Origin of the sequence: Gordonia sp. NPDC058843 (genome assembly GCF_042743165.1) — a bacterium.
Lineage (GTDB): Bacteria > Actinomycetota > Actinomycetes > Mycobacteriales > Mycobacteriaceae > Gordonia.
This window is the reverse complement of sequence record NZ_JBHYNC010000035.1, coordinates 35,255-50,412: the sequence shown is the minus strand read 5'-3', so window position 1 is coordinate 50,412 and position 15,158 is coordinate 35,255. Positions and strand designations below refer to the sequence as shown.

Sequence of the window (15,158 nt, the reverse complement as noted above, 5' to 3'; positions counted from 1 at the left end):
TCGCTTCGCTCGCACCTCAGGGAGCATGGATTTCGGACACTCACGAGTGTTCTTTCGTGGTCCACGACAGCCGCCAGGCCGCAGATACTGAGGTGGGAGGAGCGCAAGCGACCACCCTTCCGCTCCCTGAGGAGCGAGCGCCCGGAGCTTGCGGAGGGCGCGTCACGAAGGGTCAGGGCAGGCGCCAGTCCACCGGCTCCGCACCAAGGTCGAGCAGTTCCTCGTTTGCCCTGCTGAACGGTCGTGAACCGAAGAACCCGCGTGAGGCCGACAGCGGCGACGGGTGCGCGGAGACGATGGTCGGCACATCGGGAAGCCATTTCTCCAGCCCCGCGGCGTCCCGGCCCCACAGGATCGCGACGAGAGGCTCGTCGCGCGCCGCGAGCGCCTTGATGGCGCACTCGGTCACCTCTTCCCAGCCCTTGCCGCGGTGGGAGGCCGGCTCGCCCGGGGCGACGGTGAGCACCCGGTTCAGCAGCAGCACTCCGTTGTCCGCCCAGGGCGTCAGATCTCCGGTGGTCGGCGTCGGATAGCCGAGATCCGAGCTGTACTCGGTGTAGATGTTCGTCAACGAGCGTGGGATCGGGCGGACATCCGGTGCCACCGAGAAGCTCAGTCCGACCGCGTGTCCCGGCGTCGGGTACGGATCCTGCCCGACGATCAGAACGCGCACGTCCTCGAGAGGCCGCGTGAAAGCTCGCAGGACATGTTGTCCCGCAGGCAGATATCGACGCCCCTCGGCTATCTCGGTGCGCAGGAACTGGCCCATCTCGGTGATGAGCGGTTCGACCGGGGCCAACGCGTGCGCCCAGCCCGGGTCGATGAGTTCGGCGAGGGGTTTGGGTGGTGCGGTCACTCGATTGCCTCCGTCGGCGGGTCGTCAGTCCAGTCGTTTGAGCGCGGTGCGATAGTGCTGGGCGTTCTGGAAGTACATCTCACAGTTGAGCTCGGTGTGCCCGTCCGGGACTTCGTAGCCGTCGCGCAGGCGGGCAGGCACTCCGAGCGCCATCCGTCGCGGCGGGACGTCGAACTTGAACGGGACCACCGCGCCGGCGCCGACGATCGCGCCGTCGCCGACCGTCGACCCGTTCAGTACCACCGAGCCCGACGCGATGAGGCAGTCGTCACCGATCGTCGCGCCCTCGATGTGCGCGTTGTGTCCGACGACGCACCGCTCGCCGATCACGGTCGGCTCGAAGACCGTGCAGTGGATGACGGTCCCGTCCTGGATGTTGCTGCGAGCTCCGACGGTGATGGTCCCGTAGTCGCCCCGCAGCACCGCTCCGGGCCACACCGACACCCCGTCGCCCAGGATGACCGCGCCGATCACCACCGCGTCCGGGTGCACGTAGGTGTCCTGTCCCAGGACCGGTTCTCGATCGTCGAGTGCGTAGATCGCCATGAGGCGACTCTAGTCACCGGTGGGGTCGGCGAAGGACTGCCACCCGTGCAGATCCGGTCCGTCGGGCTCCCCGATGCGCCGATCGTCGACCCACACCTCGGGCGCCGACGACGAGTTCTCGCCGACCGAGCCGATGACAGTCCATCCAGGAGGCACCGAGGGCGCCTCGAACGCGGCGAGCAGATGGTGGTCTTCACCGCCGGCGAGGACCCACCGAGCGATGTCCACCCCGAGTTCGCCTGCCGCGCCGACCAGATCGGGGTGTCGCGGCACCGCATCGGAGTGCACGGTCATCGCGAGCTGCGCTGCCCTCGACATCGTGAGCAGTTCTTCGACCAGACCGTCGGAGATGTCGGTCATCGCGTGCGCACCCGCTGCCGCGGCGACCGGCCCCTGGGCAAGATCTGGGTTTGGCACACGGTGCAGCGCAACGAGTTCCGGCCAGTCCGTCTCGGTGGCACGCGGATCGGACAGCACGGCGAGTCCCGCGGCACTGGCCCCGAGCGGACCACTCACCGCGAGGACGTCGCCCGGTTGCGCGCCGCCGAGTGACACCGGGCGCCGATCCTCCAGCGCACCGACCGCGGTGACGCTCACCACCACCTGACCCGCCGCGACGAGATCGCCGCCCAGCACCCGCGCACCGAGGTCGTGGGCAGCGCGGACCACGCCGTCGTTGAGGTCGAGGACCACGCCCACCGGCGTCTGCGCCGGACAAGCGATGGAGACGACGAGACCTGTTGTGCGACCGCCCATCGCGGCGACGTCAGCCGAACTCTGCACCACCGCGCGAGCGCCCACCTGTTGCGGCGTCGACCAGTCGAACCGGAAATGGCGTCCCTCGACGACGGTGTCGGTGCTGATCACCGCCGACCCGCCGATGTCGAGAACGGCTGCGTCGTCACCCGATCCGATGACGATGTCGTCCGCGGGCTCACCAGATGTCGCCGACGCGGTCAGCGCTGCTATCACCGCACGTTCCCCGATCGCACCGACCGTGTCGGTCCGATCGATCGAGCGGTGGGGCCGGCCGATCTCGTCGAAGGTCACTCGTCGGGCCTTTCCTCTTCCGGTCGCGCACGCACGGGGTTGTCGGTGACAATGTGTGCCACAGTGTATGGGCCGCCGGCGAGAACGGTTCGCAGCAGACCCGGGCCGGCCGGCGGCAGTCCTACACTGCCCGACGATCGTGCACGCGCCGAGCCGCCGGTACCGACAGCCCGTGTCGACGATGTGCCACAGACGTTGTGGCCCAGGTACGGCACAGACCGAGAGGATGTCCGTGGTTCAGGCATACATACTGATCCAGACCGAGGTCGGTCGGGCCGCGCTCGCGGCGGCGACAATCGCCGAGATCGCCGGGGTCGCCTCGTCGGAAGAGGTCAGTGGGCCCTACGACGTGATCGTCCGGGTCGATGCGACCGATGCCACGCACCTGACCCAGAACGTGGTTCCGCAGATCCAGAAGGTCGGCGGTATCACCCGCACCCTCACCTGCCCGGTGGTCACCACGACGCGCTGACCGTCGGCGTCGGCCATTCGCGGCCGCGACCCGCGACAGGTCCCCGCGCGCGGGACCGGCAGACAGCCTCCTACTGTTGTGGGGTGACGTCAGCAGGTTCGGATGACACCCCGCAGAGCCCCGTCGACAACGACTCGGGCGACGACTCCACCGCCGAGGGCACCTCGCGTTACGGCGGCGGCGGCCGCCTCAGTCCCGCACTCGTCGCGACCCTGGTCGCGATCCCGGTGATGGTGCTGGCCGGGTTCATCGTGTTCGCCGCGCTGCGTCCCGACCCCGTGACCCCGATCGAGTCCTACGACTCCGTCGGAGCCGTCGCCCAGGAATGCACCCGACTGCTCGCCGAAGCACCGGATACCTTCGAGGGTTTCGGCGCAAAAGAGGTGTCCGAAGATCGCGTGACATGGCCGGCGACGGGCGCGGGCGACGACATGACGCTGCGCTGCGGCGTGACCCGGCCTGCCGAACTGTCTCCCACGAGCAATCTCCAGGAGATCCACGCCGCAGGCCAGGCCGGGGTCCAGTGGTTCATCACCGACACCATCGACGGTTCGGGCCAGGCCTACGTGTGCGTCGACCACCGGCCCTATGTCGCGATGTGGATACCGGCGAACGCCGGCAACGGGCCCATCACCGACATCTCGGGACTGATCGATCGCACCCTCGAACGGGGCCCGCTCGACTTCGGCTGATGCGCCGAACGGGACGTCAGTCCCGGTAGATCTCCGGCTTGGGGCTGCGACCCAGCAGCGAGTCGACGGCCTCGGCCACCGACATGCCGTCATGGCACACCTGGTGGACCGCGTCCGTGAGCGGCATCGGTACCTGGTGTCGCTGCGCCAGCGCGCGCACCGAGGAACACGATTTGACTCCCTCGGCGACCTGCCCGTTAGTGGCCTCCTGCGCCTGCGCCATGGTGGCGCCCTCGCCCAGGCGTGCCCCGAACGTGCGATTGCGCGACAACGGCGACGAACACGTCGCGACGAGGTCGCCGATCCCGGCCAGACCGGCCAGGGTCTCGATCTGCGCGCCCACCGCGACCCCCAGCCGGATCGTCTCGGCCAGCCCGCGAGTGATGATCGTCGCCAGGGTGTTCTGACCGAACCCGATTCCGCTCGCCATCCCGCATGCCAGCGCGATGACGTTCTTGGCAGAACCGCCGATCTCACATCCGACGACATCGGTGTTGGTGTAGGGCCGGAAGTATCGCGTACTGAACGCACTCTGCAGGGTCACCGCACGCGCCTCGTCGGAGCAGGCGATGACCGTCGCCGCCGGCTGACCCTCGGCGATCTCGCGGGCCAGGTTCGGACCCGTCAGCACCGCGATCCGATCGCCATCGACCCCGGTCACCTCCGCGATGACCTCGCTCATCCGCAGCAAGGTGTTGGACTCGATGCCCTTCGCGAGCGAGACCAGGGATGCGTCCGACCCGATGTACGGGGTCCATTGCGTGAGATTGGGGCGCAACGATTGCGACGGCACGCCACAGACGACGATGTCGGCACCCATCAGGGCGTCGACCGCCGAACTCGTCGCCGACAGCGCACCGGGCAGCGTGATGCCGGGTAGGTAGTCGGCATTGACGTGCTCGGAGTTGATCGCCTCCGCGAGCTCGGGGCGTCGCGCCCAGATCACGGTGTCCGTCCCGGCATCCACGAGCACTTTCGCCACCGAGGTTCCCCAGGAACCCGCTCCCATCACCGCCGCGCGCACCGCAACCTCCCACCGGGCAAGCCCAATTCCGCATTGACACCGGCGGCCTTCTGGACCGTCCGACCCTGCTCACCCTAGTGCCCTTGCAGTCGTGACCGACCCGGAATGTCACCGACCAGCGGTCGGTGCATCATGATGGTCGGCATGGAACACAGCACAGTCGGCGCAGGCGCCGACTCGACGGTCGTCGACGCGGGGGGCAACGAACCCACCGCGCCGTCGGTCACGGCTGTGCTGGCGGTGAAGAGTCTGCATCGTGCGAAGTCGCGATTGGCCGCGACTCTGTCCACCGCGTTCGAGGGCGACGACCCGGTGGGCCGCGGTTCTCTCGTCCTCGCGATGTTCCTCGACACCGTCGACGCACTGCGCGGAGCGGGAATCTCGCGCATCGTCGTCGTCAGCCCCGACGATGAAGTCCTCGCCGTGGCCCGACGCTCGGGCCTGCGCGGCCTCCGGGAGTCCCCCCAGAGGAACTCACCGCGGCGGGACTCGTCACCGTCAGCCACCGCGGATGCCGGACTCAATGCCGCGTTCGCCGATGGTGCGCGGTGGGCGCGTGAGGCCTGGCCGGAGTCGACGGGACTGATGTTCGTCCAGGCCGACCTGCCCGCGGCTACGAGCGCGTCGATCTCCGCCGTGCTGCACGTGGCGCACGACCATCCATCCAGTTTTCTCACCGACCGCGACGGAACCGGGACGGTCCTTCTCGTCGGGACCGTCGCCGGTGCTGCGGGTCCCCGCTTCGGCCCCGGGTCGGCGGCCGCCCACCGTGCCGCCGGCGCCGTCGAACTCGATCCCTCGGGCCGGAACTGGCCCGACCTGCGTACCGACGTCGACACCGCGACAGACCTGGCCGTCGCCCGCGAGCTCGGCCTCGGAGCCCATACCATCGCTGCGCTGCGTCAACTCTGACCCGCAACCGGGATCGGTCACGGTCTGTCCGATGAGCGTGCACGCCGAGGACGGCGATGGGTCATCATTGGAGGGTGAGCCCCGCCGACGATGACGCATCGCAGACCATCACGGTCATTACGACACCGATCCCCCATGCCCCGCCGGCTGCCACCCTGGTGCCCGACGAATCGGCAGACCTGCCCGAGGACCGCTACCTCAATCGGGAATTGAGCTGGCTGGACTTCAATTCCCGTGTGCTCGCACTCGCCGAGGACTCCTCGTTACCACTCCTGGATCGCGCGAAGTTCCTGGCGATCTTCGCGTCGAACCTCGACGAGTTCTTCATGGTGCGGGTGGCCGGGCTGAAACGACGCGACGAGACCGGGCTCTCGGTCCGGTCCGCGGACGGGCTCTCCCCGCGAGAGCAACTCATGCGGATCGCCGGCCGCACCCAGACGATCGCCGACCGCCATGCGCGTGTGTTCCTCGATTCGGTCCGACCGGCATTGGCCGACAACGACATCTACGTGGTGACCTGGTCACAGCTCACCGCCGAGCAGCAAGCACGGATGACGGACTACTTCCGGGACGAGGTGTTCCCCGTCCTGACACCGCTGGCCGTCGACCCCGCTCACCCGTTCCCATACATCAGCGGATTGTCGCTGAACCTCGCCGTCACGGTCCGTGACGTCAACGAGAGCGGCGAGCACTTCGCGCGGGTCAAGGTCCCCGACAACGTGAACCGCTTCATCCGGGTCGACCGGTTGTCGCCGCATCGGGGTTCCGACGACGACAAGGCCGCCAAGCGCGCGGTCTACCTGCCGATGGAGAGTCTGATCGCGGCCAACCTCGGCAACCTGTTCCCGGGGATGGAAATCGTTGAGCACCATGTTTTCCGGATCACCCGCAACGCCGACTTCGAGGTCGAGGAAGACCGCGACGAGGACCTGCTCCAGGCGCTGGAGCGCGAACTGGCCCGCCGTCGGTTCGGCTCCCCGGTGCGGCTCGAGGTGGCCGACGACATGAGCGAGCACATGCTCGAGCTGTTGTTGCGCGAACTCGAGGTCGACCCCGCCGATGTCATCCAGGTGCCCGGACTCCTCGATCTGTCATCGCTTTTCGAGATCTACGCGCTTGACCGCCCGCATCTGAAGGACCGTCCGTTCGTCCCTGCCACCCATCCGGCGTTCGGCGAGCGGGAAACACCCAAGAGCGTGTTCTCGACGCTGCGCGACGGTGACGTACTCGTTCACCATCCGTACGACTCGTTCTCGACGAGCGTCCAGCGGTTCATCGAGCAGGCCGCGGCCGACCCTCAGGTCCTGGCGATCAAGCAGACGCTGTACCGCACCTCCGGCGACTCCCCGATCGTCAACGCGCTCGTCGATGCCGCGGAAGCCGGCAAGCAGGTCGTCGCACTGGTCGAGATCAAAGCACGATTCGACGAGCAGGCGAACATCAAGTGGGCGCGCAAGCTCGAACAGGCCGGGGTCCACGTGGTCTACGGCCTCGTGGGCCTGAAGACGCACTGCAAGACCTGTCTGGTGGTGCGTCGCGAGGGCTCGACGATCAAGCGGTACTGCCACATCGGCACCGGAAACTACAATCCGAAGACCGCCCGGCTCTACGAGGACGTGGGCCTGCTGACCGCCGCACCCGACATCGGCGCCGATCTGACCGACCTGTTCAACACCTTGACCGGCTACTCGCGCAAGAAGGAGTACCGGAACATCCTCGTTGCGCCGCACGGCATCCGGGCCGGCATCATCAAGCGGATCAATCGTGAGATCGAGCTCTTCCGCGAAGGTGACACACGCGCGAGGATCCAGCTCAAGGCGAATGCTCTGGTCGACGAGCAGGTGATCGATGCGCTCTATCGAGCCTCCCAGAGCGGGGTGCCCGTCGATGTCGTCGTCCGTGGCATCAGCGCTCTGCGGCCCGGGGTCGAGGGCTACAGCGACAACATCCACGTCCGTTCGATCCTGGGGCAGTTCCTCGAGCACTCCCGCATCCTGTACTTCGGTGCGCAGGACCAGTACTGGTTCGGCAGCGCGGACATGATGCACCGCAACCTCGATCGCCGCGTCGAGGTCATGGTGAACGTCCGTGACGAGCGTCTGGCGGGCGAACTCGGCGACATCTTCGCCTCTGCCCTGGACCCGCGAACCCGTTGCTGGGTCCTGCACTCCGACGGGAGTTGGGTCGCCTCACCCGCAGAGGGCGAGGAGGTCCGCGACCACCAGCGGCAGATGATGCGGCGCAATCGTCGTCGGCCGGAGACCAGTTCGTGACCGGCACCGACGCGTAACCTTCGACCTCTATCATCACCACCGATATGGCGAAGAAAACAAACGAGGTGTGGGCCGCGGGCGGCGTGGTCTGGCGGCCGGGTGTCTCCGGTACCGCCGGACCCGCCGACGTCGAGGTCGCAGTCGTCCACCGCCCGAAGTACGACGACTGGACGCTGCCCAAGGGAAAGGCCGAGCCGGGCGAGACCCTCATCGACACCGCGGTGCGCGAGATCGCCGAGGAGACCGGGCAACACGTCGTCCTCGGTCGACACCTCGACGACGTCCACTACGACCTCGGCAGCAGCCGCAAGCATGTGCGCTACTGGTCGGCGCGAGCCGTCGACGGGGACTTCGTCGCCGGTGACGAGGTCGACGAACTGCGGTGGCTCTCGGTCGACAAGGCCCGTAAGACACTGAGCTACCCGCTCGACTGCTCGATACTCGAGGAGTTCGCTCGACTCCCCGCGGACCTGCACACCTTTCTGTTGGTCCGGCACGCCAAGGCCGGCCGACGCTCGACGTACAAGGGCGACGACCGGTTACGGCCCCTAGACAAACTGGGGTGGGCGCAGGCCTCGGCCCTCGCCCCCTTGCTGATCGCCTTCGGGGCGGAGCGGGTTCACTCGGCTGATCGCGTGCGATGCGAGCAGACACTCGAACCGCTGCGCGAGCGGCTCGGCGTCGAGATGCATCGCGAACCAGATCTCTCGGAGGAGACCTACCGGACGAATCCGGTAGCGGCGCAACGCCGAATTCTGGAATTGGCGGCTGATACGGCCTCGACCCTCGCGGTCTGCAGTCAGGGCAAGGTGATCCCGCCACTGATGAGCTGGTGGGCGGATCGAGACTCGATCACTCTGCCCAAGGCGTCCAGTCGCAAGGGAAGTGTCTGGGTTCTGTCGCTGAACGATGGCCGGTTGGTCGCGGCCGATCACATCGCGGGACCGCTGCCGACAGCCTGAACCCCTCGATTACGCCGACGATTCCGCCGTCCGGCAGACGCCCGGATACAGTTCAGCCCCCGGCGGGGGAAGTACGCCGGGGGCTGAACTGTGGTTGTCTACCGCGGTTGTCCGCGGGTCAGCGACGAGTTGTCTTCTTGGCCGCGGTCTTCTTTGCGGCGGTCTTCTTGGCCGGAGCCTTCTTGGCGGCGGTGGCCTTCTTCGCCGGCGCGGCCTTCTTGGCCGGAGCCTTCTTGGCAGCCGTGGTGGTCTTCTTGGCCGCGGTCGTCTTGGCCGGAGCCTTCTTGGCGGCCGTGGTGGTCTTCTTGGCCGCGGTGGTCTTGGCCGGAGCCTTCTTGGCTGCAGTCGTCTTCTTGGCGGCGGCCGTCGTCTTCTTGGCCGCGGTCTTCTTCGCCGGCGCAGCCTTCTTGGCCGCCGTGGTGGTCGCTCCGCTGCCGCGCTTCACAGCCGGACCGGTGGCCGCCAGCTTCTGCTTGCCTGCCACAACGGCTTTGAACTGAGCACCCGGACGGAAAGCCGGAACCGATGTCGCGCGGACCTTGACGGTCTCGCCGGTGCGCGGGTTACGTGCGACGCGCGGTGCGCGCTTCCGCTTCTCGAATACGCCGAAGCCGGTGATCGTCACGCTCTCGCCCTTGTTGACTGCGCGCACGATCGTGTCGACGACGAGCTCGACGGCTTCGGTCGCAGTCTTGCGATCCGCGTCAAGCTTCTTGGTCAGCTCATCAATGAGCTCCGCCTTGTTCATGAGTACCTCCGCAAGCTGATCTGACCGAGTTTCGGCCAGCTACCATCACACGGTAAACGTCGAATTTGAAAACGTCCATCTTCCACGCCAATTAGGACGCCGTGTTGCGAAATCGTATGGCAGCTCACGACGGTGCCGCCGCGGCGAGAATGCCTCGCCGCGGCGGTGAAAATCAGTCCGCGAGGGTGCGCGGCTTGTATGCCGGACGCGTCGACTCGTACGCAGAAATGGCGTCTACCTGGCGCAATGTGAGTCCGATGTCGTCGAGACCCTCCAGCAACCGCCACCGCGTGTAGTCATCAATTGCCAACGGCACCACGAGGTCTCCGGCAGTGACCGTCTTATCGACAAGGCTCACCGTCACTTCCAGCCCCGGATTCTCCTCGAGCCGCTTCCAGAGCAGCTCGACGTCGGGCTGCTCGACCTGAGCGGCCACCAGACCCGCCTTGCCCGAGTTGCCGCGGAAGATGTCGGCGAAGCGTGACGAGATCACCACGCGGAAGCCGAAATCGGACAGGGCCCACACGGCGTGCTCGCGCGAGGAGCCGGTGCCGAAGTCGGGACCGGCGACCAGGACCGACCCGCGGCTCCAGGGTTCGTTGTTGAGGATGAAGTCGGGATCGGTTCGCCACCCGGCGAACAGACCGTCCTCAAAGCCGGTGCGCGTCACCCGCTTCAGGTAGACGGCCGGGATGATCTGATCGGTGTCGACGTTGCTGCGGCGCAGCGGGACGCCGATACCGGTGTGTTCGGTGAACGGTTCCATGAGAAAAGCCTTTGTTCGAATGATGTGGCCGGATGCGGTTCGGACCGTGACTCAACCGAGATCAGCGGCGCCGACGGCGAGTCCGGATCAGCGGGCGGGGTCCAGATCGGCGGGCGCCGACAAGGTGCCGCGCAGCGCGGTGGCTGCCGCCACTCCGGGCGACACGAGGTGGGTTCGGCCACCCTTACCCTGCCGCCCTTCGAAATTGCGGTTCGAGGTCGACGCGCAGCGCTCGCCCGGGGCGAGCTGATCCGGGTTCATGCCCAGGCACATCGAGCACCCCGCCTGCCGCCACTCGGCGCCGGCCTCGACGAAGATCTCGCCGAGTCCTTCGTCCTCGGCCTGTGCGCGCACGCGCATCGAGCCGGGCACGATCAGCATGCGCATGCCGTCCGCGACCTTGCGCCCCTTCAGGATGCCCGCGACCTCTCGCAGATCCTCGATCCGGCCGTTCGTGCACGAGCCGACGAAGACCGTGTCGACCTTGATGTCGCGCAGCGGCGTTCCGGCCTCCAGGCCCATGTACTCCAGCGCCTTCGCAGCGGCGCTCGCCTTGACCTCGTCGCCGTACTCGGCCGGGTCGGGTACCACGGCATCCAGGGGCGCGCCCTGGCCCGGGTTGGTTCCCCAGGTGACGAACGGGGTCAGCGCGGTGGCGTCGATGTGCACCTCGGCGTCGAAGGTGGCGTCGGGATCGGTTCGCAGGCTGTCCCAATAGGCAACCGCCGCATCCCAGTCGGCGCCCGACGGTGCATGGGGGCGCCCCTTGAGGAACTCATAGGTGATCTCATCGGGTGCGATCATCCCGGCCCGCGCCCCTGCCTCGATCGACATGTTGCACACCGTCATCCGGGCTTCCATGGACAGTTTGCGGATCGCCTCGCCGCGGTACTCCAGCACATAGCCCTGTCCGCCGCCGGTGCCGATCTTCGCGATGATCGCGAGGATCAGGTCCTTACTGGTCACCCCGGGCGGCAATTCGCCGTCGACGTTGATGGCCATGGTCTTGAACGGGCGCAGCGACAGGGTCTGCGTCGCGAGGACGTGTTCGACCTCGCTGGTACCGATGCCCATCGCGATCGCCCCGAAAGCGCCGTGCGTCGACGTGTGGCTGTCACCACACACGACGGTCATCCCGGGCTGCGTCAGTCCCAACTGCGGTCCGACGACGTGGACGATGCCCTGCTCGGCGTCACCCATGGGGTGCAGGCGGATGCCGAACTCCTCGCAGTTGCTGCGAAGCGTGTCGACCTGGGTGCGCGAGACCGGATCGGCAATGGGCTTGTCGATGTCCAGCGTCGGGACGTTGTGGTCCTCGGTCGCGATCGTGAGATCCGGCCGTCGGACCGGACGCCCGGCGAGCCGAAGGCCCTCGAAGGCCTGCGGACTGGTGACCTCGTGAACGAGATGGAGGTCGATGTAGATCAGGTCGGGATCGGTGTTGCCGGACGCATCGACGTCACCGGCGACCACGACATGATCGCGCCATACCTTCTCGGCGAGAGTTAGCGGCTGGGCGGGGCTGTTGCTCATGGCTGCACTCGTTATCTGCTCGGGTTCCTCGGACTTTGCACGCGGAGTTGACGTTCTGGCTGGGTTTCGAGCGTGCATCTCACTATGTGGACAGCTAGTATCGTCCTATGGGAAAGGATACCGCATTCGCGGTCAGCAGCGGAATCGGCGTGCTCGACAAGTCCGTGGCCGTGCTGCATGCGATCGCCGAGGCGCCGTGCAACCTGTCCGAGCTCTGCGAGCGAACCGGACTGCCCCGGGCGACGGCACACCGCCTCGCGGTCGGACTCGAGACCCATCGCTTCCTGACCAGGGACGTCACCGGTCGCTGGCAGCCGGGCCCGGTCCTCGGCGAACTCGCCTCGTCGGCACACGATCCCGTCACCGAGTCGGCGCTCATGGTCCTCCCCCGGCTCCGCGACATCACCGGCGAATCGGTCCAGGTCTACCGGCGCGAGGGAGCCGAACGCGTCTGCGTCGCCGCGATGGAGCCACCGACCGGGCTACGCGACACGGTGCCGGTGGGCACCCGCTTCCCGATGAGCGCGGGGTCGGCAGCCAAGGTACTGCTCGCCTGGGCCGACCCCGGCACTCAGCGTGCGCTCGTGCCGGACAGCGTCTTCAGCGAGCGTGCCCTGCACGAGATCCGCCGCCGGGGATGGGCGCAGAGCGCCGGTGAACGCGCCGCCGGCGTGGCGAGCGTGTCGGCTCCGGTGCGCGACGGCAACGGTGACGTCGTCGCCGCCATCTCGGTGTCCGGACCGATCGACCGGATGGGCCGTCGGCCCGGTGCGCGCTGGGCGGCCGACCTGCTCGCCGCCGCGGACGCGATCCACAAGCGCCTCCAGGCCGCTCGCCCATGACCCCAGAGCCGTTGCACCCGGAGGTGTTCCGATGGACCCGCCGGTGGGCTAGCGTCGGGGAATGGGAGTCAACCAACGCAGTCAGATCATCATGTCCGAGGCCGAGATCGCGGAGTTCGTGGCGCGCAGCCGGACCGCAACCCTTGCCACCACGGGGCCGGACGGAAGCATCCATCTCGTGGCCATGTGGTACGGAATCGTCGACGGTGAGATCTGGTTCGAGACGAAGTCCAAGTCGCAGAAGGCGGTCAACATACGCCGCAACAGCGGGTGTTCGGTGATGATCGAGGACGGCGACACCTACGACACACTTCGCGGCGTCACCTTCGAGGGCACCGCGGAGATCCTCGACGACCCGGACTCGTGCCTGAAGGTCGGGATCAGCGTCTGGGAGCGCTACACCGCGCCCTACACCGAGGAATCGCGACCCTTCGTGGAGCAGATGATGAACAAGCGCGTGGCCGTCCGGATCCGACCGTCCCGCACGCGCTCCTGGGATCACCGTAAGCTCGGCATCCCCGAGATGCCGGCCTCGGGCACCACCGCCGAGTTCCTGTGATCCGACGAGGGTGACCGACACTGCCTGACCTCGTCCGTGTCGCGATGTGATCATCGCGACACGCATGAGATCGCATGCGGCGCAAAGACAAACACCCTCCCCCTGCAACGCAGAGGGAGGGTGTTTCTCGTAGCCCCGACGGGATTCGAACCCGCGCTACCGCCTTGAGAGGGCGGCGTCCTAGGCCGCTAGACGACGGGGCCATGGGAACTTCCGGCGATCAAGACCTTAGCACGGTCTCGATCTCTTTCTGTCCGCTGGGGTACCAGGACTCGAACCTAGAATGGCGGTACCAGAAACCGCTGTGTTGCCAATTACACCATACCCCACTGGCTTGGTTTTCCCTGCGGAAAACTGCCGAGAAAGAGAGTATCAAAGGGTTACCGGAACTCCACAAACGTGCAGCTCAGACCCCTATTTTGCGGCAATCTCCCGCGCCGCGGCCAGCCGTGCGAGCGTCTTCTCGCGACCCAGGATCTCCATCGACTCGAACAGCGGAGGACTGACCTGCGAACCGGTCACAGCCACGCGCACCGGACCGAACGCCTTGCGCGGTTTCAGCCCCAGATCGTCCACGAGCGAGGCGTTCAGCGCGTCCTGCAACGCGGCCGTGGTGAACGAATCCAGCGACTCGACCGCGGCGATGGTGGCGTCGAGAACCGGCACGGCGTCCGCTCCGAGATTCTTGCTCGCCGCCTTCTCGTCTATCGCGAAGTCGGCGTCGGCGACGTAGACGAACCGGATGAGATCCCACGCGTCGCCGAGGACCTGGATACGCGTCTGCACCAGTTCGGCCAGCGCTGCGAAGGTCTCGTCGTCCGCGGTCTCCGGGAGCTTGCCCTGCGTGACGAGGTAGGACCTGAGTCGGGCCGTGAAGTCGCCGGCCTCGAGCAGCCGGATGTGCTCGGCGTTGATGGCGTCGGCCTTCTTCTGGTCGAATCGGGCGGGGTTCGAGTTGACCTGTCGCACATCGAAAGCCGCGATCATCTCGTCCAGGCTGAAGACGTCGACATCGCTCTTGTAACCCCAGCCGAGCAGGGCGAGGTAGTTGAGGAGACCCTCGGGGATGAATCCGCGGTCACGGTGATGGAAGAGATTCGACTGGGGGTCGCGCTTGGACAGCTTCTTGTTGCCCTCCCCCATCACGAACGGCAGGTGACCGAATGCCGGCACCGCGTCGGCCACCCCGATCCGGATCAGCGCCTGGTACAGCGCGAGCTGGCGCGGGGTCGACGACAGGAGATCCTCGCCCCGCAGGACATGAGTGATCTTCATCAGGGCGTCGTCGACCGGGTTGACCAGCGTGTAGAGCGGATCACCCGAAGCGCGCGTGAGGGCGAAGTCGGGAACCGTGCCCGCCTTGATGGTCGTCGTACCGCGTACCAGGTCGTCCCAAGACAGGTCGGCGTCGGGCATCCGCAGGCGCACAACGGGTTTGCGACCTTCCGCACGGTATGCGTCACGTTGCTCGGGCGTCAGGTCACGATCGAAGTTGTCGTAGCCGAGTTTGGGGTCACGTCCGGCGGCACGGTGCCGGGCCTCGACCTCCTCGGGCGTCGAGAACGCCTCGTAGGCCTCGCCCGCATCGAGAAGGCGCGCGACGACATCGGCATGGAGGTCCCGACGTTCGGACTGCCGATAGGGGCCATAGGGCCCGCCGACCTCGGGCCCCTCATCCCAGTCGAGACCGAGCCAGCGCAGGGCATCGAGGATGGCCTCGTAGGATTCCTCGCTGTCCCGGGATGAGTCGGTGTCCTCGATACGGAACACGAAGGTGCCACCGTCGTGGCGGGCCTGGGCGAAATTGAAGAGCGCGGTCCGCACGAGTCCCACGTGCGGCGTCCCCGTCGGAGATGGACAGAAGCGGACGCGCACACCCTCAGTACTGGTCATGAGGCTCAGGGTATCGAAGCCGTGCCGCGC

The 15,158-nt window shown here is 67.1% G+C and carries 15 protein-coding genes and 2 tRNA genes; 7 read left to right on the top strand and 10 right to left on the bottom strand.

Going from position 1 to position 15,158, the window contains the following annotated elements:
• Positions 1-172: 172 nt before the first annotated feature.
• Genes ACFW3F_RS19635 through ACFW3F_RS19625 form a run of 3 tightly spaced genes read right to left on the bottom strand, consistent with a single transcriptional unit; the run spans position 173 to position 2,452 of the window.
• Entirely contained in the window at positions 173-856 is a 684-nt protein-coding gene (locus ACFW3F_RS19635) for a uracil-DNA glycosylase (protein WP_388060332.1), read from the bottom strand.
• A gap of 24 nt (positions 857-880) precedes the next feature.
• Complete coding sequence (locus ACFW3F_RS19630; RefSeq protein ID WP_388060330.1) at positions 881-1,402, bottom strand: gamma carbonic anhydrase family protein; 522 nt, start codon at positions 1,400-1,402, stop codon at positions 881-883.
• A gap of 9 nt (positions 1,403-1,411) precedes the next feature.
• Positions 1,412-2,452: a thiamine-phosphate kinase gene (locus ACFW3F_RS19625; RefSeq protein ID WP_388060328.1), complete on the bottom strand. Its 1,041-nt coding sequence runs from the start codon at positions 2,450-2,452 to the stop codon at positions 1,412-1,414.
• 226 nt (positions 2,453-2,678) lie between these two features.
• Here ACFW3F_RS19625 and ACFW3F_RS19620 point away from each other — a divergent pair, with 226 nt between their 5' ends.
• Together ACFW3F_RS19620 and ACFW3F_RS19615 are read left to right on the top strand one after the other, a co-directional pair.
• On the top strand, positions 2,679-2,924 hold the full coding sequence (locus tag ACFW3F_RS19620; RefSeq protein ID WP_388060326.1) for an Lrp/AsnC ligand binding domain-containing protein: 246 nt from the start codon (positions 2,679-2,681) through the stop codon (positions 2,922-2,924).
• An 83-nt stretch (positions 2,925-3,007) separates the two neighbouring features.
• Positions 3,008-3,616, top strand: coding sequence for a DUF3515 domain-containing protein (locus ACFW3F_RS19615; protein WP_388060324.1), 609 nt, complete (start codon positions 3,008-3,010; stop codon positions 3,614-3,616).
• A 16-nt stretch (positions 3,617-3,632) separates the two neighbouring features.
• Here ACFW3F_RS19615 and ACFW3F_RS19610 read toward each other — a convergent pair whose 3' ends face one another.
• Complete coding sequence (locus ACFW3F_RS19610) at positions 3,633-4,640, bottom strand: NAD(P)H-dependent glycerol-3-phosphate dehydrogenase (protein ID WP_388060322.1); 1,008 nt, start codon at positions 4,638-4,640, stop codon at positions 3,633-3,635.
• Positions 4,641-4,784: 144 nt separating this feature from the next.
• Between ACFW3F_RS19610 and cofC the strand changes: the two genes are divergently transcribed.
• The 3 genes from cofC to ACFW3F_RS19595 all read left to right on the top strand — a co-directional run bounded on the left by cofC (position 4,785) and on the right by ACFW3F_RS19595 (position 8,787).
• On the top strand, positions 4,785-5,552 hold the full coding sequence (gene cofC / locus ACFW3F_RS19605) for a 2-phospho-L-lactate guanylyltransferase (protein ID WP_388060320.1): 768 nt from the start codon (positions 4,785-4,787) through the stop codon (positions 5,550-5,552).
• Positions 5,553-5,626: 74 nt separating this feature from the next.
• Positions 5,627-7,825, top strand: a complete 2,199-nt coding sequence (locus tag ACFW3F_RS19600; RefSeq protein ID WP_388060318.1) for an RNA degradosome polyphosphate kinase — start codon at positions 5,627-5,629, stop codon at positions 7,823-7,825.
• A 44-nt stretch (positions 7,826-7,869) separates the two neighbouring features.
• The gene (locus tag ACFW3F_RS19595; RefSeq protein ID WP_388060316.1) at positions 7,870-8,787 is read left to right on the top strand and encodes an NUDIX domain-containing protein; all 918 of its coding nucleotides are present in this window, start codon (positions 7,870-7,872) and stop codon (positions 8,785-8,787) included.
• Between the two features lie 118 nt (positions 8,788-8,905).
• Here ACFW3F_RS19595 and ACFW3F_RS19590 read toward each other — a convergent pair whose 3' ends face one another.
• From ACFW3F_RS19590 to leuC, 3 genes are all read right to left on the bottom strand, one after another.
• Positions 8,906-9,535 (bottom strand): HU family DNA-binding protein, encoded by a 630-nt coding sequence (locus ACFW3F_RS19590; RefSeq protein ID WP_388060314.1) that lies wholly within the window; start codon positions 9,533-9,535, stop codon positions 8,906-8,908.
• Positions 9,536-9,707: 172 nt separating this feature from the next.
• Positions 9,708-10,301 (bottom strand): 3-isopropylmalate dehydratase small subunit, encoded by a 594-nt coding sequence (gene leuD, locus ACFW3F_RS19585; protein WP_388060312.1) that lies wholly within the window; start codon positions 10,299-10,301, stop codon positions 9,708-9,710.
• An 87-nt stretch (positions 10,302-10,388) separates the two neighbouring features.
• Positions 10,389-11,834, bottom strand: coding sequence for a 3-isopropylmalate dehydratase large subunit (gene leuC, locus ACFW3F_RS19580; protein ID WP_388060310.1), 1,446 nt, complete (start codon positions 11,832-11,834; stop codon positions 10,389-10,391).
• 107 nt (positions 11,835-11,941) lie between these two features.
• On the opposite strand from leuC, the gene ACFW3F_RS19575 reads away from it, so the two are divergent.
• Positions 11,942-12,676, top strand: a complete 735-nt coding sequence (locus ACFW3F_RS19575; protein WP_388060308.1) for an IclR family transcriptional regulator — start codon at positions 11,942-11,944, stop codon at positions 12,674-12,676.
• Between the two features lie 61 nt (positions 12,677-12,737).
• Entirely contained in the window at positions 12,738-13,235 is a 498-nt protein-coding gene (locus ACFW3F_RS19570) for a PPOX class F420-dependent oxidoreductase (RefSeq protein WP_388060306.1), read from the top strand.
• 130 nt (positions 13,236-13,365) lie between these two features.
• Here ACFW3F_RS19570 and ACFW3F_RS19565 read toward each other — a convergent pair.
• From ACFW3F_RS19565 to gltX, 3 genes are all read right to left on the bottom strand, one after another.
• Positions 13,366-13,438: transfer RNA gene (locus ACFW3F_RS19565), tRNA-Glu, on the bottom strand.
• Positions 13,439-13,492: 54 nt separating this feature from the next.
• Positions 13,493-13,564, bottom strand: a tRNA-Gln gene (locus ACFW3F_RS19560).
• A gap of 85 nt (positions 13,565-13,649) precedes the next feature.
• Positions 13,650-15,128, bottom strand: coding sequence for a glutamate--tRNA ligase (gene gltX, locus ACFW3F_RS19555; RefSeq protein ID WP_388060304.1), 1,479 nt, complete (start codon positions 15,126-15,128; stop codon positions 13,650-13,652).
• Between the last annotated feature and the right edge of the window lie 30 nt (positions 15,129-15,158).